The sequence below is a fragment of the Paraburkholderia aspalathi genome, assembly GCF_905220735.1.
GTDB lineage: Bacteria > Pseudomonadota > Gammaproteobacteria > Burkholderiales > Burkholderiaceae > Paraburkholderia > Paraburkholderia aspalathi.
In genome coordinates this window covers 1,296,524-1,315,003 of record NZ_CAJNBA010000001.1, presented here as the reverse complement: position 1 = coordinate 1,315,003, position 18,480 = coordinate 1,296,524, and the positions used below count along the sequence as shown (strand labels likewise).

At 61.0% G+C, this 18,480-nt stretch carries 15 protein-coding genes; 7 read left to right on the top strand and 8 right to left on the bottom strand.

Annotated elements, in window-relative coordinates:
• A complete protein-coding gene (locus tag KHO30_RS05795; protein ID WP_211700310.1) occupies positions 1-2,799 on the bottom strand; it encodes a bifunctional diguanylate cyclase/phosphodiesterase in 2,799 nt (932 codons plus the stop codon).
• Positions 2,796-3,590 carry a substrate-binding periplasmic protein gene (locus KHO30_RS05790; protein WP_200619576.1) on the bottom strand — a complete coding sequence of 265 codons (795 nt, stop codon included), beginning with the start codon at positions 3,588-3,590 and terminating at the stop codon, positions 2,796-2,798. The genes KHO30_RS05795 and KHO30_RS05790 overlap by 4 nt, the downstream gene beginning before the upstream one ends.
• A 433-nt stretch (positions 3,591-4,023) precedes the next feature.
• On the opposite strand from KHO30_RS05790, the gene KHO30_RS05785 reads away from it, so the two are divergent.
• Positions 4,024-5,532 (top strand): MFS transporter, encoded by a 1,509-nt coding sequence (locus KHO30_RS05785; protein WP_200619577.1) that lies wholly within the window; start codon positions 4,024-4,026, stop codon positions 5,530-5,532.
• Positions 5,533-5,582: 50 nt separating this feature from the next.
• Here the strand turns inward: KHO30_RS05785 and kdgD are convergent, their stop codons facing one another.
• From kdgD to KHO30_RS05770, 3 genes are all read right to left on the bottom strand, one after another.
• Positions 5,583-6,500: a 5-dehydro-4-deoxyglucarate dehydratase gene (gene kdgD, locus KHO30_RS05780; RefSeq protein WP_093637486.1), complete on the bottom strand. Its 918-nt coding sequence runs from the start codon at positions 6,498-6,500 to the stop codon at positions 5,583-5,585.
• A 69-nt stretch (positions 6,501-6,569) separates the two neighbouring features.
• Positions 6,570-7,919: a glucarate dehydratase gene (gene gudD, locus KHO30_RS05775; protein ID WP_154559212.1), complete on the bottom strand. Its 1,350-nt coding sequence runs from the start codon at positions 7,917-7,919 to the stop codon at positions 6,570-6,572.
• Positions 7,920-7,971: 52 nt separating this feature from the next.
• On the bottom strand, positions 7,972-9,303 hold the full coding sequence (locus KHO30_RS05770; protein ID WP_200652100.1) for an MFS transporter: 1,332 nt from the start codon (positions 9,301-9,303) through the stop codon (positions 7,972-7,974).
• Positions 9,304-9,738: 435 nt separating this feature from the next.
• On the opposite strand from KHO30_RS05770, the gene KHO30_RS05765 reads away from it, so the two are divergent.
• Complete coding sequence (locus KHO30_RS05765; protein WP_211700309.1) at positions 9,739-10,449, top strand: FadR/GntR family transcriptional regulator; 711 nt, start codon at positions 9,739-9,741, stop codon at positions 10,447-10,449.
• A 73-nt stretch (positions 10,450-10,522) separates the two neighbouring features.
• Here KHO30_RS05765 and KHO30_RS05760 read toward each other — a convergent pair whose 3' ends face one another.
• From KHO30_RS05760 to KHO30_RS05750, 3 genes are read right to left on the bottom strand one after another with little or no spacing between them, the layout of a single operon-like run.
• The gene (locus KHO30_RS05760; protein ID WP_211700308.1) at positions 10,523-10,843 is read right to left on the bottom strand and encodes an AtuA-related protein; all 321 of its coding nucleotides are present in this window, start codon (positions 10,841-10,843) and stop codon (positions 10,523-10,525) included.
• 1 nt (position 10,844) lies between these two features.
• Entirely contained in the window at positions 10,845-12,203 is a 1,359-nt protein-coding gene (locus tag KHO30_RS05755; RefSeq protein WP_211700307.1) for an acyclic terpene utilization AtuA family protein, read from the bottom strand.
• 33 nt (positions 12,204-12,236) lie between these two features.
• Positions 12,237-13,541, bottom strand: coding sequence for a CitMHS family transporter (locus tag KHO30_RS05750; protein ID WP_211700306.1), 1,305 nt, complete (start codon positions 13,539-13,541; stop codon positions 12,237-12,239).
• 99 nt (positions 13,542-13,640) lie between these two features.
• Between KHO30_RS05750 and KHO30_RS05745 the strand changes: the two genes are divergently transcribed.
• The 5 genes from KHO30_RS05745 (at position 13,641) to KHO30_RS05725 (ending at position 18,388) form a co-directional block, all read left to right on the top strand.
• Complete coding sequence (locus KHO30_RS05745; RefSeq protein WP_211700305.1) at positions 13,641-14,552, top strand: LysR family transcriptional regulator; 912 nt, start codon at positions 13,641-13,643, stop codon at positions 14,550-14,552.
• Between the two features lie 349 nt (positions 14,553-14,901).
• The gene (locus tag KHO30_RS05740; protein ID WP_234487007.1) at positions 14,902-15,408 is read left to right on the top strand and encodes a DUF2844 domain-containing protein; all 507 of its coding nucleotides are present in this window, start codon (positions 14,902-14,904) and stop codon (positions 15,406-15,408) included.
• Positions 15,409-15,437: 29 nt separating this feature from the next.
• Positions 15,438-16,739: a DUF3443 family protein gene (locus tag KHO30_RS05735; RefSeq protein ID WP_211700304.1), complete on the top strand. Its 1,302-nt coding sequence runs from the start codon at positions 15,438-15,440 to the stop codon at positions 16,737-16,739.
• A gap of 217 nt (positions 16,740-16,956) precedes the next feature.
• Positions 16,957-17,763, top strand: a complete 807-nt coding sequence (locus KHO30_RS05730; protein ID WP_211700303.1) for an alpha/beta fold hydrolase — start codon at positions 16,957-16,959, stop codon at positions 17,761-17,763.
• A 397-nt stretch (positions 17,764-18,160) separates the two neighbouring features.
• Positions 18,161-18,388 carry a hypothetical protein gene (locus tag KHO30_RS05725; RefSeq protein ID WP_093637525.1) on the top strand — a complete coding sequence of 76 codons (228 nt, stop codon included), beginning with the start codon at positions 18,161-18,163 and terminating at the stop codon, positions 18,386-18,388.
• Positions 18,389-18,480 lie beyond the last annotated feature (92 nt).

Genomic DNA, 18,480 nt, shown 5'->3' with positions numbered 1-18,480 from the left:
TCAGCTTACCGTACCCGAACCGACGTTTCTCTCGTCGCTCCCCGTCGACCGAACGTCTCTCCGGCTCCGCGAACTGAACAGGCTCACAAACTGTTCAAAACCCTGAATCGGCAGCGGCTTGCAAAAGAGGAAACCTTGATAGGCGTGGCACCCTGCTACGGCAAGGAAATCTCGTTGCGCTTCAGTTTCGACGCCCTCGGCGATGACACCCAGGTTAAAACTTCGGGCAAGCGCCACGATCGTTCTCGCGATGTCCGCATCGTTGGAATCGACCAGGATGTCGCGCACAAACGAGCGGTCGATCTTCAGCTGGTCCAACGGCAATCGCTTCAGGTAAGACAGCGAAGAGTAGCCAGTGCCGAAGTCATCCAGCGAGAACGTCACGCCTCGAGCGCGAAGGGCGGTCATCTTTTCGATAATGTCCTGCACGTTCTCAACGAGAACGCTCTCGGTGAGCTCGAGCTTCAACCTGTCCGCCCTCGCCCCAGTCCGGTTGATGACGTCGAGCACACTGTCCACGAAGTCCGGCTCGCGAAATTGCCGGGCACTGACGTTCACGGCCATGGACAGATGCGCCATCGATGGCCGCGTTGCCCATACGGCCAGCTGGGTGCATGCGGACGCCAATACCGTTCGGCCCATCTCGAGAATCAGCCCGGACTCCTCTGCGAGCGGGATAAACTCTCCAGGCGGAATCAGCCCGCGCTCGGGATGCTCCCAGCGCACCAGCGCTTCCGCACCGGTTATGTGATTGCCGTCGACGACCTGCGCCTGATAGTGCAGAACAAACCGGTTCTCCTCGATGGCGTTGCGCAGCCCCACCTCCAGCTCGGCACGCTTGAGCACCGCCGTCTGCATCGCAGGGTCGAAGAAGCACATGGCATTGCGGCCGCGCTCCTTCGATTTATACATGGCGAGATCGGCCTGCTTGAAAAGCTCGTCGGTGGACGTCTGCTCCCCATTGAATACGGTGACCCCTATGCTGGCGGTGCTGCGAAACTGAACACCGTTGAGCTCGTAAGCGTTCCCCAGCACGGAGAGAATTTTTTCTCCCACCGCCACGGTTTCCATGGTCGCATCAGCCACGTCCAGACTGAGATTGCCCAGCACTACAACGAACTCGTCACCACCGACCCGGGCAACCGTGTCGCCCTCATTGACACTACTCGACAGGCGATACGCGACCTGTCGCAGGAGCAGATCGCCCTTGTCGTGCCCAAGCGTATCGTTCAGCGTTTTGAAGTGGTCGAGATCGATGAACATGAGGGCGGCGCAGACCTTGTTCTGCCGGCTGGCCACCATTGACTGCCTCAACCGATCCAGAAGAAGCGCGCGATTAGGCAGGCGCGTTAGCGTGTCATAGAAGGCAAGTTCCCGGATCTTCTCCTCCGACTTCTTGCGCTCGGTGATATCGCGGCCGCTGGTCCGAAAACCGATGAAGTCGCCCCTCTGATTGCTGATCGGTACCCAGGAGACCGACAGCCAGAGGAGCGATCCATCCTTGCGCACGCAACGAAACTCGAGATCGTCGCCGCGAGAACCCTGAAGCCCCTTTTTAAATTCCGGCGCAACGCGCGGGATGTCCTCCGGATGGATCAGCGTGCGGGCAAAATCGGGCATCGCCATGCATTCGTCAACTGTATAGCCCGTGTAGTACTCAACCGAGGGATTGATCCAGCGCGGTTGGCCGTCCGGTCCCCACCAGATTTCCAGGTTCACCGTGCAGTCGGCAATGGCGCGAAATTTCTCCTCGTTCTCGCGCAACTCCCGCGTCATTGCCGAGGCGAGGCGCATGGCACGCTCCCGCCCTGTCATCATGAGCCAGGTCAGAAGCGCCAGCAGGAGACTCAACCCCGTGCCAGTTCCTGCGATTAACACCTCGGCATTACGCCCCATCCGGGATCGAAACTCGTCGGAGGCGCTCATCGACAGCATCCAGTCGTGTCCGTCCACAACCAGATATTCGTTTGCGGAGATGAGCGCCGGCGCATGCCGGTTGTTTGCATCTGACGTGCGATGCAACAGCGCGGCCTCCAAGGGCTCGACGCCATCGTAAATGGCAAGCGAAATGCCGGGGGGCTGTTCGCCGTAGAGACTGGCCATCACATCGTGCATCCGGAACGATGCATAGACCCAACCAACAATGTTCGCTCGACGCTGCGCAACATTGTCCTGCGGTCTGCCGGCAGCGTAGATCGGCAGATACAGGATGAAGCCCGGCCGGGGGTCCGCATCCATGTCGACCGACAGACGCACCTTTCCCGAGAGAACCGCGAGGCCGGAGTCGCGGGCTTTCTCCAACGCCGAGCGACGCACCGGTTCGTTCCAGGCGTCAAAACCGGGCGAGCTGCGTGCAAGGCCAACAAAGGGCTCGCGCTGAACGATCGGGGCATATTCCCCGCGCAACCCGTCGGGATGAATCGTGTAGCCTGGAACGCCGCCCTCGCGCATGTCCGCTATGTGGGCCGCTTTACGCGCCGCGGGCACCCATTCGACCACACCCACGGCGTGGACCCCGGAAAAGTTCGCATCAAGATTGAGCGCGCTCACGTAGCGCCGGAACCTGCCGCGATCGAACTCTCCGTTCGCGGCAAACATGCTCTGCACGCCTCGCAGCATCAGCTCGTAGGTCGCCATCCGCTGTTCGATGCGGCCTACCGCGTCACTCAGGGTGTAATCGAACTGCGTCTGAAACTCCTTGCGTGTCGCCTGACGTTCGTGATCCCACACTACCCAGGTCACGCCAAGCGACGCGGATAACACCAGCAACGGCAGCAGGACGGAGCGCAGCCGGATCACGGTGACGCCTTGAAGTTGACCATGGCATCGGCCAGATCCGGCCTGAAGTACTTTTCGAAGATCCGGCGCACCGTTCCGTCAGCACGCATTTCGTCCACCAGCGCCCGCCACTTCTCCCGCTCGGCGGCCGGAAGCGCTTTCTTCGACATGATCAGACCGTGCGGCACTGAAGGATCGTTAAACTCAACGATCGTCGTGACGTCGCGGATCTTTTTCTCATCCAGCGCGGGGTAATCGAAGGGCTCGATAATCATGCCCTGAATCTGTCGAAGAATCAGCGCCTGGTAGAGCGGTTCGAGCCCGCCCGCGAGGCTCACCCGGTTTTCCGACGTCAGTCTGTCGACCAGTTCGTTGGCCGAGGTGCTGTAGCGGAAACTGCGGATCACGCCGAGCTGCGCGTGTTTACTTTTTTCGAAGTCCGCGACGTTCTGGATGCCGGCATCCTTGCGCACGAGCAGATAGTATTTATTGCTGAAGTACCACGCGAACGAAGCATATTGATTGCGTTCGTCATTTGCGATTCCAGAAAGACTGAAGTCGAGTGCGCCTGACTCGATCAGTTTCCAGATACGCGCGCGTGACATCAGACTGACCTTGATCTGGCAACCGCTACGCCGGATCAACTCGTCGGCGAAGTCCTTGTCGATACCGCTATCGGTATCGAGCGAATAGAGCAGTCCGTGGTCGTGCAATCCAAGCGTAAACGGCCGGGAACAATCCGGTCCGCTCGCTAACGCATTGCTGATGGAACACACTGCAAACAGCACCCCGGTAAGCCAGCTTCGAATCACAACGCCTCCGTAGCGGAACGACGCCCAGTTAAATTCTTATCAGTGATCACAATCTGACGGCCTGTTCAGACAGGCTTTTTTTAAATATCTGACTTTTATCACAGATTCCGGGAAATTTTCCCGCTTCGACGCGTCGCCGATGTGCTGCGAGCCCGCAAGATTTTCTTCTGCAAGACTTCCGTACGCATTGTCGACACTATGTCGTCGTTTTTGAAGGCCTCCTGCCGGCTTCTCGAGATCGAGTCGAGAATAGTTTCTCTTAAGGGAAAACCCGTATAATCGCCAAACGAGAGGTCAGACAACTATAGGACACAATAGTGGTCGAGACCCTGCCCGCGCCCTGCCGCGCAGCGCCTACCCTGACACGCCCTTCTTTCCCAGCCCCGTGAATCCGACTGCGACTGCCCTGCCTTTCCGAAACGCCCTCTTCGCGATGCTCGGCATCGGCCTCGTCAACATGCTGGTCGCACTCGACCAGACCGTCGTCAGCACCGCATTGCCCTCGATTGTCGCCGAACTGCATGGCTTCGAGTACTACGCATGGATTGCCAGCGCGTACCTGTTGGCGTCGGTGGTGACGGTCCCCGTGTTCGGCCGTCTCGGCGATTATTTCGGCCGCAAGCGTTTCGTGATCGCCGCGGTCATCACGTTCACGGTGGCGTCGGTGCTCTGCGGTGTGGCGAACGACATGCTGTTTCTCGTCATCGCGCGCGGTCTGCAAGGGGTCGGCGGCGGGATGATGGTGGGCACGGCGTTCGCATCGATCCCGGATCTTTTCCCCGATCCGCGCGCACGCGTGCGCTGGCAAGTGGTCATGGCGGCCGCCTACGGAATCGGCACCGCGGCGGGTCCGTCGCTGGGGGGCTGGATGAGCGAGCATTGGGGCTGGCGCTCCACCTTCCTGATCAACCTGCCGGTGGGCGCCGCGGCACTCTATTTCATCTGGGCGCATCTGCCCAACTTCCAGCGTCCGCACGAGGGCGAGGTCAAGATCGACTGGCTCGGCGCGGCGCTTGTCGCCGCCGTGCTGGGCGGCCTGCAGGCTTTCATCGAAGCCGTGCCGAAAGACGGCCTGACGGCCGGCAACCTGGCGCTCGCGGCTTTCGTGATCGTAGGGGCCGTTGCGTTGCTGGTGTGCGAGAAACGCGCCACGCATCCGATCATTCCGCTCGACCTGTTCAAGGACGCGCAACTCGTCACGCTCTTCGTACTCGGCTTCCTGTCCGGCTTCGTGATGTTCTCGCTGATCTTCTTCGCACCGCTGCTGTTGCAAGGCGGTTTCGGACTGTCGCCGCAACAGGCCGGTCTGCTCGCGACGCCGATCGCCGCTTGCATCGCGCTCGGCAGCCTGCTGAATACGCGCATCGTCATTCATCTGAAGAAACCTACGCGGATTCTATCGATCGGTTTCGCGCTGCTGCTGTTCGCGTCGATCGCATTGGCGTTTGCCAATCCGGAGACGCCGCACGTGTGGATCGAATTGCCGATGGCGGCCGTCGGCATCGGCCTGGGTTTCATCCTGAACAATCTGAATGTGTTTGGCCAGGAGATTGCCGGGCGTGAACGCTTCGGCATCACGACCGCACTGCTGCAGTCCACGCGCATGGTGGGTGGGATGCTCGGCACCAGCATTGTGGCAACCGTCGTGCAGCACCACTACCGCAACGTGGTCACGCGCACGATGAGCGTGCTCGGCGAGCCGGCAGTATCGCAATGGCAGCCGCGTTTTGTCGATCTACGCATCCTGATCGACGAAACGGTGCGCCTGAAACTGATTGCGGATATGAAGACGTCGGGGCTCAATACACTGGCGTTGATCGACACGGCACGCGATGCGCTGGTGCAGTCGATTCATATCGGTGTGTGGCTGACGGCAGTGGCGGCGCTTGCGGCCGCACTGCTCGTACAACGCATCTCGCACGTTGTGTTTCGCCGGAGTTGAGGTGAGGGCGGCGAAACCGCCCTCACTACTTGTGCCGCTTATTGCCCAATTTACTGCGCGCCGAGCTTCTTGATCAGCACGTCGAGTTGCGCCATTTCTTCTGCGGTCAGATCGGTCAGCGGCGCGCGCACCGGACCTGCGCTGCGGCCGACCAGCTTCGCGCCGGCCTTCACGATACTCACCGCATAACCCTGACGACGATTGCGGATCGCCAGATACGGCAGGAAGAATTCGTCGATCAGCTTGCCGACGGTCGCATGATCATCCGCGGCAATCGCGCGATAAAACTCCATCGCCGTCTTCGGAATGAAGTTGAACACGGCCGACGAATACACCGGCACACCCAGCGCCTTATATGCCGCGGCGTAAACTTCCGCGGTAGGCAGGCCGCCGAGATACGAGAAGCGGTCGCCGAGACGGCGGCGAATCGTCACCATCGCCTCGATTTCACCCACGCCGTCCTTGAAGCCGATCAGGTTCGGGCAACTGTCAGCGAGACGTTCGAGCATGTCCGCATTCAGTTTCGAATTCGCGCGGTTATAGACGATCACGCCGATGTTCTTCACAGCCTTGCAGACCTGCTCGACGTGCGCGGCAATCCCTTCCTGCGATGCCTCGGTCAGATAGTGCGGCATCAGCAGCACGCCGCTCGCGCCGAGGCGCTCGGCTTCCTGCGCGTAGTCGATCGCCACGCGCGTCGGACCACCCGCGCCGGCAAGAATCGGCACCTTGCCCCGGCAGGTCTCGGTCGCCGTGCGAATCACGTTCGTGTAGTCGCTTTTGGTCAGCGAGAAAAATTCGCCCGTGCCACCGGCCGCAAACAGCGCGGTCGCACCATAAGGTGCGAGCCATTCGAGGCGCGCAGCATAGGTATCGGCGCGAAAATCGCCTTGTTCGTCGAAGTCGGTCACCGGAAAGGACAGTAGGCCTTCGGAAACGATCGCTTTGAGTTCTTGAGGTGAGGTCATAGCGTGACAGCGTGAATGGTGGGTAAAAGCAAGCGGCCGCACGAAGCGCCGCTCAGATCATGGGGAAACTCAACGCACCAGACACGGGCGCTTGTTATCGAACTTCCAGTTCGGAATCAGGTACTGCATGGCCACGCCGTCGTCGCGTGCGCCGAGGCCGTGTTGCAGATACAGCGCGTGCGCCTTCTCGATCTCGTCCATATCCAGCTCGACACCGAGGCCGGCGGCCTGAGGCACCTTGACCTTGCCGCCCACGATCTGCAGCGGCTCGCGCGTCAGGCGCTGACCGTCCTGCCAGATCCAGTGCGTGTCGATCGCCGTGATCTTGCCGGGCGCCGCTGCCGCGACATGCGTGAACATCGCGAGCGAAATGTCGAAGTGATTGTTCGAATGCGAGCCCCAGGTCAGGCCCCACTCGTTGCACATCTGCGCCACGCGCACCGAACCCTGCATGGTCCAGAAGTGCGGATCGGCAAGCGGAATATCCACGGACTGCAACTGGATCGCGTGACCCATCTGACGCCAGTCGGTCGCGATCATGTTGGTCGCCGTCGGCAGACCGGTCGCACGGCGGAATTCGGCCATCACCTCGCGGCCCGAGTAGCCGTTTTCCGCGCCGCACGGATCTTCTGCGTAAGCCAGCACGTCGTGTTGGTCGCGGCACAGGCGCACCGCTTCCGCGAGCGACCATGCGCCGTTCGGGTCGAGCGTGACGCGGGCATTGGGGAAGCGTTCGGCGAGCGCCGTCACCGCTTCGATTTCGGCGTCGCCGGGCAGCACGCCGCCCTTGAGCTTGAAATCGTTGAATCCATAGCGTGCTTGCGCTGCCTCGGCAAGCCGCACTACCGCCTCGGGTGTCATCGCTTCTTCGGTACGCACGCGCTCCCAGTCGTCGCGCCCTTCCGCGCCACTGTCATAGGGCAGATCGGTTTTCTTGCGGTCGCCGATATAGAACAGATAACCGAGCATTTCCACTTCGTCGCGTTGCTGGCCTTCGCCGAGCAGTGCCGCAACAGGGACACCCAGATGCTGTCCGAGCAGATCGAGCAGCGCGGCTTCGAGTGCGGTCACTGCGTGAATGGTGGTGCGCAGATCGAAAGTCTGCAGGCCACGGCCCCCCGCGTCGCGGTCGGCGAACTGCGTACGTGCCTTGTTCAGGATAGCCTGGAGATTGCCGATCGATTGCCCGACAACCAGCGGACGCGCGTCGTCGATCGTCTTGCGGATGCTCTCGCCGCCCGGCACTTCGCCGACACCGGTATGTCCCGCGCTGTCGCGCAGAATGACGATATTGCGCGTGAAGAACGGGCCATGCGCGCCGCTCAGATTCATCAGCATGCTGTCACGGCCGGCGACGGGCACGACGCGCAGCTCGGTCACGATCGGCGTGGCGTTCGATTGGGATGAGTTCGTGGACATGATAGTGGGACCAGGTAAGTGAATAAGCCGACTGGCGGCGGTCGATCGAAATTCAATGCGCTTTGCTATGGAGTGGCTCAGGCAACGCGTCGCGGTTCACACGGCGATTGCGGGTCAGGAAGCCGGCCGCCGCCGCGATCAGCGAAGCCACGCCCAAGGCGTACAGACCACCGGTGATCGAGCCGGTGTGCTGCTGCAGATAGCCGAAAGCAGCCGGTGCGAAGAACCCGCCCAAGTTGCCGATCGAATTGATCAGCGCGATGACGGCGGCGGCCACGCGAGCGTCCAGATAACCCTGCGGAATCGGCCAGAAGAGCGAAGACGCGGCCTTGAAACCGATCGCTGAGAAGCAGATTGCCACAAACGACAGCACCGGATTACCCGACGTCGAAGCGAACAGCCCGCACGCTGCGATAACAAGCGCTACCGCCAGCCACGCTTGCTGAAAACGCCATTTCGCCGACAACACCGCGAAGCAATACATCGCGACCATGGCGATGAGCCACGGAATGGTGTTGAACATGCCGACTTCGAAGTCCGAGAGTCCGCCCATCTTGCGGATGATCGTCGGCAGCCAGAAAGTGGCCGCGTAAATGGTCAATTGAATCGCGAAGTACAGGAAGCAGAACAGCAGAATCTGCGGGTCCTTCAGCAATTTCATGGTCGGCAGATGCGCGCCGCCGTGCGCCTCGCGCTCGGCCTGCTCCGCGGCGATCGCGCTTTCGAGAACGGTCTGTTCCTTAGCTGTCAGCCAGGAGGCATCGCGAATGCGCGACTTCAGCAGCAGCCAGCTCACACCGCACAGCACGATGGAGAAGCCGCCCTCAATGAGAAACATCCATTGCCAACCGTGCAGGCCAAGACCGCGAATCGACAACAGACTGCCTGTGATCGGACCGGACAGCACCGACGCGAGCGCGGAGCCCGAGAGAAAAACCGCCACAGCCTTGCCGCGCTCTTTCTGCGGCAGCCATTGAGTAAAGTAAAACACCACACCCGGAAAGAAGCCGGCTTCAGCGATACCGAGCAGGAATCGCAGCACGTAGAAGGACGTGTCGTTCCAGACGAACGCCATGGCCGCCGCGACCAGCCCCCAGGTGCCCATGATCCGGGTCAGCCAGGCGCGCGCGCCGTACTTCTGCATCAACACATTCGACGGCACCTCGAACAACGCGTAGCCGACAAAGAACAACCCGCTCCCGAGGCCATAGGCGGCAGCGCCGATGCCGAGGTCCGTCTGCATGTGGGAATTGACGAAGCCGATGTTCACGCGATCGATGTAGTTCGCGATGAACATGATCAGGAAAAGCGGCAGCACGTGCCGCTTGACCTTCGAGACCGCGGACTCTAACGGGTCAGCAGCGGCGGTGAGAGCAGATGTCAAGGTTGTCTCCAGTTCCGGTCACTCCGGCGGCCTGATCGAACGCACGCGGCACATTCGAGCAGGCCGGGCGATTCGGTCCTAAAATGCGTGATACGTTGTCTGACGACAGTCTACCCCGTTCCAATCACCGATTCCAATGGGGTGTTTACCCTGCCATGCACACCATATACGCTGGGATGCGGACGCCACGATACCGCTGTAGCCGTTGAAACTGTAGAATCGAATTAAGACGTCTGATGACATGATAAAAGACTGGCGAGCTATGCAGGCCATGTTCGGTCAACGAGCCGTCGTCGTATGCATCGGGAGCAAGAGATTCAAATCGGCACCTTTCGGACAGACGCTATGATGGCTGTGTCGAGACGAGACGACTCGCGACGTCACTCGCCCACGCAACGTGTGAATTTCCAGCCGATTAGTCAATAAACAACAGAGATGAGCAGCCTAACTGAGAAGGTGGTGGCCACCCTTTCCGATGAAATCCGCCGCGGCAGCCTGCGGCCCGGAGACCGTATCCCGACTGAAGTCGCGATGATGAAGCAGCTCTCGGTGAGCCGCTCCGTGGTCCGCGAGGCCATCTCGCGCCTGCAGGCGGCCAAAGTGGTCGAGACGCGTCACGGCATCGGCACGTTCGTTCTGGAGCCGGCCACGGAACAGTCCATGCAGCTGCCCGCCGCCGACCTCTCCAGCATGCTGGACGTCATGGCGATCATCGAATTCCGCATCGACGTCGAAGCGGCCTCGGCCGCGCTCGCGGCAGCGCGACGCACCGAGCAGAATCTCAAGCAGATTCGCGCCACACTGGAGCGCTTTGAATCCGAACTCGAACGGGGAAGCACCGACACGTTGGCGCACGACATCGAGTTTCATCTGCAGATCGCGCGCGCCAGCGGCAACCGCTACTTCTTCGATGTGCTCAGCCAACTCGGCCGCGCGGTGAGCCCGCGCACGCGGCTCGGCACCGCCGAGATCGCGGAGCTCGACCATATCGAGATCCTGCGCAATGTGCTCAGCGAGCATCAGATGATCTATCGGGCCATTGAACGCCAGGACGCGGACGATGCGCGCGCCGCGATGCGCATGCATTTGAGCAACAGCCGCGAGAGACTTCGGCGCGCGCATGAGTTGAGCAAGGCGAGCGGCTGAGCCGGATGCCCGGCGACCTCAACTCGCTTAAGGGCTCAGGCTGCCCGGCAGCGCCAGCTAACCATGAAGCCGGCTAAGGGACCGCAGCCGGATCCTCCACCTTCAGCCCCATCAAAGCCGAACTCAACGATTTGCCGTGCGCGTCGAGCGCAAGCGAACGCGTCACGCCGCCACCGAGCGCATGGCCGAGCACGAAGTTGAATGCGGCGATGCCAGGCAGTTCATAGCGCACGACTTCGCCGCGCACTACGTCGTTCAAATGCGCCTTGACCCGCTCCACGGTCAACACCGCCCGCAGATGCTCATAGTGCTTCGCGTCATAACAGATGACGGAGATATTCAGCGTATTGCCTTTGTCGCCGGTCCGCGAATGAGCAAGCTCACGTAGTTTCATATCACGCCTCCACCAGCGAGAATGCCGGCTTGACATGCGCGCGCGGCAACAATACCGATTGCACCGCGACGACTTCGCGCGCTGACTTCGTCACGCCGCCACCGCCCGCCGGGCCGTTCGTGTAAAGCGTCTCTACCTCGTTGCCGATCCGCACTGCCTGCGCCAGCGATTCAGCGCGCCCCGCGACCCGTACTCGCACTTCATAAGGCTCAGCGTGACCGGCAGCCGCCGCATCGCCATGCAATGCGTTCACACCGATCAGATCGAAGCGCAATTCACGCGTTTCGACGCCCGTCAAGGCAAGCCTTTCCCGCACGATATCGAGTGCCAGCCGGGCACGCGCCAGCGCGCCGGGACCGCCGTATGAAATCTGCCCTTCGCCGATATAGCCATCGAAGTAAGCGACCGACACCTTCAACGTATCGGTACGCGGCGTGCCGCGCCCGCCGCTCACGCGAATGCGATCCGGCGCTTCCTGCATAACACGCACCTGTGTGAAATCGGCGACCACGTCCGGTTGCAAATAACGCTGCGGATCGTGAATCTCATACATCAGTTGCTCTTTGCAGGTTGCTTCGGTTACCCGGCCACCGGCCTGCGGGAGCTTGGTGATGACCACCGTGCCGTCCTCAGCGACCTCGGCGATCGGAAAGCCGAGCCTCGCGAGATTGGGCACGTCCTTGAAACCCGGGTCGGCAAAATACCCGCCGGTGATCTGTCCCGCGCATTCGAGCAGATGGCCGGTCACAGTCGCCTGGCCAAGGGTCTGCCAGTCGTCCATCTGCCAGCCGAATTCGTGGATCAGTGGCGCGACAAACAGCGACGGATCGGCGACACGTCCGGTCAGGACGATTTGCGCGCCGGCCGCGAGCGCCTCGACAATCGCCGCCGCGCCGAGATAGGCATTCGCGGATACGAGGCGATCGCTATATGAAGCGACGCTTTCCCCCGACTCTTCAAAACGGAAATTGCCCTGCCGCACGACGTCGAGCACATCGTCGCCGGTGACGGCGGCAATCTTCACGTCACCCAGACCGAGCGAGCGCGCGATCTCGGCAGTCTTTCGCGCCGCCGCAAGCGGATTGGCCGCGCCCATGTTCGAAATGATCCGCACGCCGTTGCGAATCGCTGCGGGCAGCACAGCCATCATGCGCGTTTCGAGCAACGGGTCGTAGCCCAGCTCAGGCTCTTTGCTGCGCGCCTGCTGCGCGATCGCAATCGTGCGTTCGGCGAGGCACTCGAATACCAGGTAATCGAGCGCGCCGTGTTCCGCCAGTTCGACCGCGGGTTCGATACGGTCGCCGGAATATCCCGCGCCCGCGCCGATTCGGACCGGCTGCCTATGTGGAGTCGCTATCATGCTGGTCGCTTCCATTCAGTCAAACAGTCAATCTCACAACGAGAATATCCCCAGCACGACGCAGGCGATCGTCATGACGATCGACGCGCCGAACAGCAGGGGGAACGTGAATTTTTGGTGGTCGGCGAGATCGATACCGCACAGGCCAACCACAAGGAAAGTCGCCGGCGTCAGCGGGCTGACCGGAAAGCCGGTGGTCATCTGGCCAAGCAGCGCGGCCTGGCCGACATGCACGGCGGGCACGCCGAGTTGGCCGGCCACTTCGGCAATCACCGGCAGTACGCCGAAGTAAAACGAGTCCGGATCGAACAGCATGCTCAACGGCATCGACACCAACCCGAGCGCGACGGGAATGTGGCCCGCCATGGCGGGCGGCACGAAGCCGACTGCCGCCTGTGCCATGGCTTTCAGCATACCGCTGCCCTGCATCACGCCGGTGAACACGCCGGCCGCCAGCAGAATGCCGGCCATCATCAACGCGGCGCGCGCGTGAGCGTCGATCCGCTTACGCTGCATGTCGACGTTCGGATAGTTCACCATCAACGCGATGCATAGTCCGACCATGAACATGATGGCCGGCGGAATCTTCTCGCCCATCACGACCATCGTGCCGAGTACGACGAGCGTCAGGACGATGTTGAACCAGAAGTTTTTCGGTCGGCGCAAGGCTTGCTCTTCGGGCGTCAACTCTCGTTTTGGCATCGGCGCGGAACCGTTCGCGGCGGTGAGGCCGAGCCGCTTTTCTTCGCGCCGCCCAAGCCAGAACGCAACGCTGAAGACGAACACCAGGCCGATCAATTGCACGGGAATCAGCGGGTTGAACAACGCCGAAATCGGCAGATGCAGCGAGGCCGACGCGCGAATCATCGGTCCCGTCCACGGCAGAAAATTGATGCCAGCGGCCATCGAAACGGCCGCGGCCAGCACGCGCCGGTCCATCTTCAAACGATCGTAGAGCGGCAGCATCGCGGGAATCGTGACAAGAAAGCACACCGCGCCGGAACCGTCGAGGTGAATCAGCAGCGCAAGCAACGTGGTACCTATCACGATCCGTGTGGGCCGCGTCCCCACAGCGCGCAGAATGCGGTCGATGATCGGATCGAGCGTGCCGGCATCGGTGATCGTGCCGAAGTAGAGAATCGCAAACACGAACATGCCGACGACGGGCGCGAGGCTCTTGAGCCCGTCGATCACGAATTTGCTTGTCTGAAAACCGAACCCGCCGATCAGCGACGCGGCGAGCGGCACGATGATGAGCGCCACCAGCGGCGACATCCGTTTCGACAGAATCGCGCCAAGTAGCACGACGATGGTGGCTAGCCCCAGCAATGGCAGCATGTCCTTGTCTCCGATGTTGTTTTTTACTGTGATCCAGCGTAAGTTCGAGGCGGCGATAAATCAATTGAAATGAATTGATCGCAGCTATTACAAACCATCATGGATCTGAACCTTCGAGACATTCGCGCGTTTATCGCCGTGGCGCAAACCGGCAGTTTCACGCGCGCGGCCACGCGCCTGCATCTCTCTCAACCGGCCTTGACGGTGCAAATACGGCGCCTCGAGGAGACGGTCGGGCTGCGCCTGTTCGATCGCAACAGCCGCAATGTCGCACTCACGCCGACCGGCCGCGAACTGCTGCCGCTCCTGCAAAAGTCCCTGCATGACATGGAACACGTGCTGATCGACGCACGTGCGCTCGGTGAGGGCTCGAGCGGCACGGTCCGGATCGCGTGCTTGCCCACTTTCGCGGCGAGCGTATTGCCGGAACTCGTGCAGGACGTGAAGAAGACCGTGCCGCGCGTGAGCTTTCATGTGCGCGACGTGGTCGCCAGCATGGTCAACACACTGGTGCGCAACGAGGAAGTGGATATCGGCCTGACCGGCGGCGAACTGGGCGACGCTAGCTTCGAGGTGCTGCATGCGGGCATCGACCGGCTGGTGGCGGTGTTTCCGAAACGCCATGCACTGGCGCGCCGCAAGCGCATCACGCTGGCCGATCTTGCCAGTGTCCCGCTCGTGCTCACTGCGCAGGGCACGAGCGTGCGGGCGGTAGTCGACAGTGCGTTTGCCGACGCACAGGCCATGCCGGAGATCGCGTGCGAGCCGACCTACATGATGAGTGCGGTCGCAATGGTCCGCGCGGGGCTCGGTGTGACCATCCTGCCGGCGTCGGCCCGCGAGGTCAGAGCGGAACCTGAACTGATAGTGCGCCCCATCGACGATCCCGCGTTCACCCGCCCTATCGCCCTTATCAAGAAGCGCGGCAAGACCCTGCCGCCTGTCACGGAAACCTTCGTTGCGGTACTGATCGAAAAGCTCGGCAGGATTGAAGTGGGCGGCCAGGCTTGAGATTACGCGTATTCAATGATTCAATCGACAGCACAACCGGACAGAGACAAAATCTAGCGCCGCACACCAGATAAAGCGGCCACACTGGGGAGTCAGGCACGTGCCGAAAGGACAGGTTCTTACCTTGCGCTACCGGTTGGGCAGACGGTTAGCCGGGATCCGAATATCAGCGCGGCGTGGTCACGCAGGGCATTGATTATCTATCGTGCATTAGCTTTCAATTTCAAATAGAACCCGATTCGCCTCGCTATTCATCTGATTTAATCAAAGAGCAGCGCACTAGTATTTACATCGCGTGGGCGCGAGGAAACGTTCGCGCGTATTTTCCAAAAACGTCGAAAACCAAAAAATGATAATCAGCCAATTTCGAATGCTCGTGGTGGCTGCGGCCTCGGTCGCCACGATTGCTCCGGCGTATGCAGGATTAGGCGGCGCACCGACCTACCCCGTGACCGCCAGCAGTACCAGCGCAGGGGCGGCCAGCCAGGGCGGCACTGCCGTGGCCCGCTTTGCCGCCAGCGGCAATGCAGCTTCGTCCACTTACACCGTGAGTCAGACCACGCTTGCGTCGGGCACGGTCGTGAACGAGTACATCACGGCAGGCAACACCGTGTTCGCGTTGAGCTGGGAAGGCCCTACCATGCCGCCGCTCAACACGCTGCTCGCCACTTACTTCCCGTCTTACGTGCAGGGACTCACTGACGCGCACGCAGCGCAAGGCGGCGGCTATGGCTCAGCGGTCGTGCGTCAGTCGGCTCTGGTCGTTGAAACGGGCGGCCATATGGGCGCCTTCGCGGGTCGAGCCTACCTGCCGCAAGCGTTGCCGCAAGGCGTTAGCGCTGACGACATCAAGTAAGTCTTTAAAAATCAATCGAGAGAATAAAAGTGCGCAAAATCGCATGGATCATTGCCGCAGCGCTCGGCCTGAGTCTGGCTGGCTGCGGTGGCGGTAGCGGGGGCAGCAACAGTGGAACCAACAGCAACACATCGATAAACGCACCAGGGGGTTCGCCGGCGACACCGAGTGGAACGAGTTCGTCGTCCAACGTCCTCGCGGTGGACGCGTCGGCGGTACCTACTGCGGTCGGTCCCGGCAATACGATGGCCGTGACGGTCAGCAAAACGGGCATCCACAATCAGCCCATGGTCAGCGTCACGATCTGCGCCCCAGGATCTAGCGCCGGCACCAGCTGCGCGACGATCCCGAACGTGATCGTCGATACCGAATCGTTCGGGCTGCGTCTGGTTCGCTCAGCGATTCCGGCCGCCACCTTCAGCGCGCTGACAGCCGAAACCGCCCAGTCGGGAGGTCTCCCGCTCGCCGAATGCGCATTGTTCGGCAGCGGCTATGCATGGGGTTCCGTCCATCTTGCGGACATTGCGATGTCGGGTGAGGTTGCCTCGAGCGTACCGATCCACGTGATCGGCGATTCGGACCTGACCGTGGCTGCGCCGACGGAGTGCCAGGTTGGCCGCTCACTGACCACCACGACAGATCTCGGCGCAAACGGCATTCTCGGCATCGGTGTGAGCCCGAATGACTGCGGCTCGGCATGCGCGAATGCAGCGGTGTCGACGTTCTACTACACCAACGCGGGCGTGGCCACCTCGGTGCCTGTAAGCGGACAGATCACCAATCCGGTCACCAAGTTCGCGCTGGATAACAACGGTGTCATTCTGGAGATGGCGCAGGTTTCCGACAGCGGCAGTGCGACGGCTCAGGGCACGCTGGTGTTCGGAATCGACACGCAGACCAACAATACGTTGTCAGGCACGGGCGCCACGCTGATCAGGACGAACGGGAACGGCGACTTCGCGTCGACCTACGGTGGCTCGACGCTGACGAAGACGTTCTTCGATTCCGGATCGACGGTGCTGTTCTTCCCTGACTTGACGATCCCGGTTGATAGTACGACCGGGTACTACATCCCGACGACCACGGTTGGGCGGACGTCGACGCTGGTGGCAACCAGTCCGGCGAGTGTCTCACTCGGTTTCAATATCGCGAATGGGGCGACACTGAACGCGTCGGGGAATTCCGCGTTCAACAACCTCGGCATTTATATCTCGCGGCAGTTCGACTTTGGTATGCCGTTCTTCTACGGCCGGCACGTGTACTACGGCATTTCGGGTAAGACGTCCACGGGTGGGGGTACGGGGCCGTATGTGGCGTATGTTTCGAGTTGAGCGGTAGTGGTTCTGTAAACAAACCCGGCCTGTGCGCCGGGTCTGTTTTTAGTAGCGTCGATCGTGTTGATGCCGGTCGTATTTCCCGCGCCGAGGAGAGAAGTCGCGCCACCCACCGTCCAGGCGCGAAAATTCGTAGCTTTGTTGAATTTCTGGTGGCGGCGCCGGCAACCTGGTGGATCCTTGCATTACTGAGCTCACCAGGAAGGCACCCCTCATGCAATCCCACGACGACGACCTCACCCATTTCGCAGCCCACGGCGCAGCCCCGCTGCCTGTCCCGAACGACCACGGCTACGTCGAGCACGATGGCGCTCGAATCTGGTACGCGTCATATGGAACAGGCAAACCGGTGATCCTGCTGCACGGCGGCCTGGGGCACAGCGGCAACTGGGGCTATCAGGTCCCTGCGCTGGTCGGCTCGGGGCATCGCGTGATAGTCATCGACAGCCGCGGCCATGGCCGCAGCACCCGCGACGCGCGCCCCTATATGTATGAGCTGATGGCCTCCGACGTGCTGGCCGTAATGGACACGCTCCAACTCGACCGAGCCGCACTAGCCGGTTGGAGCGACGGCGCATGCGTCGCCCTGGTGCTGGGCCGCCAGGTCCCTGAGCGGGTTGCAGGCGTGTTTTTCTTCGGCTGCAATATGGATCCGAGCGGGACGAAGGAATTCGTGCCGACGCCGATCATCGATCGCTGCTTCGGACGGCATGCCAAAGACTACGCGCAACTCTCGGCGACGCCGGACGAGTTCGACGCATTTGTCGGCGCGGTCAGCGAAATGATGAGAACCCAGCCCAACTACTCCGCGCGCGATCTGGCCGGGATTCGAGTGCCGGTTGCGATCGTCCAGAGCGAGCACGACGAATTCATCAAGCCGGAACACGCCGACTACCTCGCCCGCACCATTCCCGGCGCGAAGTTGATTCTTTTGCCTGGCGTGAGCCATTTCGCCCCGCTGCAACGGCCGGACGAATTCAACCGCGTGTTGTTGGCGTTCCTAGGCCAGGTTCTTTCCTGAACAGAACGCTCACGGGCGAAGCCGCGCTCCGCCCTGAATGAACCCCGCCCCACTATTTGGCCGATCCGCCAAAATTTCACGATGTGGAACGAGTCCTTGCTTCGTAAAAAATCGTGGTGCGTGGCACAAATTCGCCATTTCGCAATGCCGCCCCACGTTGCACATCGTAAAATGACGACAACAAGCCTTTATTTTTAAACGATATTTTTTGATCGAATGAACTGTCTAACAGCCCCTTGCGCCGAGACCCGCTGACGTAGACTCTTTTACAAGAGTCGGCGCTTCATGTGATGCAGCGAAATAGACGGGACGAAAACGCAGTCGCAGTATGTCCCCCGCTCCACGCATGAAGCCGCCGCGGCGCAGCGGTTTTTAAATGGCAATTGGGAGACTAAAAATGAAAGGCTTTCGCTTTGGATCGACCCAGGGAGCGTTCTACATTTTGCCGGGCCAGGGCGGTTGGGAGGCAACCTACGGCAACGAGACGCTCGGTGAATTTTCCAGCCCGCAACAGGCAGCCGATGAAGTCGCACGCGGCCTGACCTGCCCGCAGTTGACCGAAGTCGACACGTCGACGCTCGAAATTCCAGAAAAACTCAGCGATTGGGAAATCGTTCACGTGTGAGGGCCAGGCATGACCGCCACCCAAGTAAGCGTAGAAACGACGATGGCGCTCCTCGGGAGCGCCATCGTTTTGTTTGCTGCTTACTTCAGTGC

Coding starts and splice junctions, on each gene's coding strand:
- KHO30_RS05740 (WP_234487007.1), top strand. CDS start 14,902: ATGATAATCAGCCAATTTCGAATGCTCGTGGTGGCTGCGGCCTCGGTC.
- gudD (WP_154559212.1), bottom strand. CDS start 7,919: ATGTCCACGAACTCATCCCAATCGAACGCCACGCCGATCGTGACCGAG.
- KHO30_RS05760 (WP_211700308.1), bottom strand. CDS start 10,843: ATGAAACTACGTGAGCTTGCTCATTCGCGGACCGGCGACAAAGGCAAT.
- KHO30_RS05755 (WP_211700307.1), bottom strand. CDS start 12,203: ATGATAGCGACTCCACATAGGCAGCCGGTCCGAATCGGCGCGGGCGCG.
- KHO30_RS05750 (WP_211700306.1), bottom strand. CDS start 13,541: ATGCTGCCATTGCTGGGGCTAGCCACCATCGTCGTGCTACTTGGCGCG.
- KHO30_RS05730 (WP_211700303.1), top strand. CDS start 16,957: ATGCAATCCCACGACGACGACCTCACCCATTTCGCAGCCCACGGCGCA.
- KHO30_RS05765 (WP_211700309.1), top strand. CDS start 9,739: ATGAGCAGCCTAACTGAGAAGGTGGTGGCCACCCTTTCCGATGAAATC.
- KHO30_RS05745 (WP_211700305.1), top strand. CDS start 13,641: ATGGATCTGAACCTTCGAGACATTCGCGCGTTTATCGCCGTGGCGCAA.
- kdgD (WP_093637486.1), bottom strand. CDS start 6,500: ATGACCTCACCTCAAGAACTCAAAGCGATCGTTTCCGAAGGCCTACTG.
- KHO30_RS05785 (WP_200619577.1), top strand. CDS start 4,024: ATGCTCGGCATCGGCCTCGTCAACATGCTGGTCGCACTCGACCAGACC.
- KHO30_RS05725 (WP_093637525.1), top strand. CDS start 18,161: ATGAAAGGCTTTCGCTTTGGATCGACCCAGGGAGCGTTCTACATTTTG.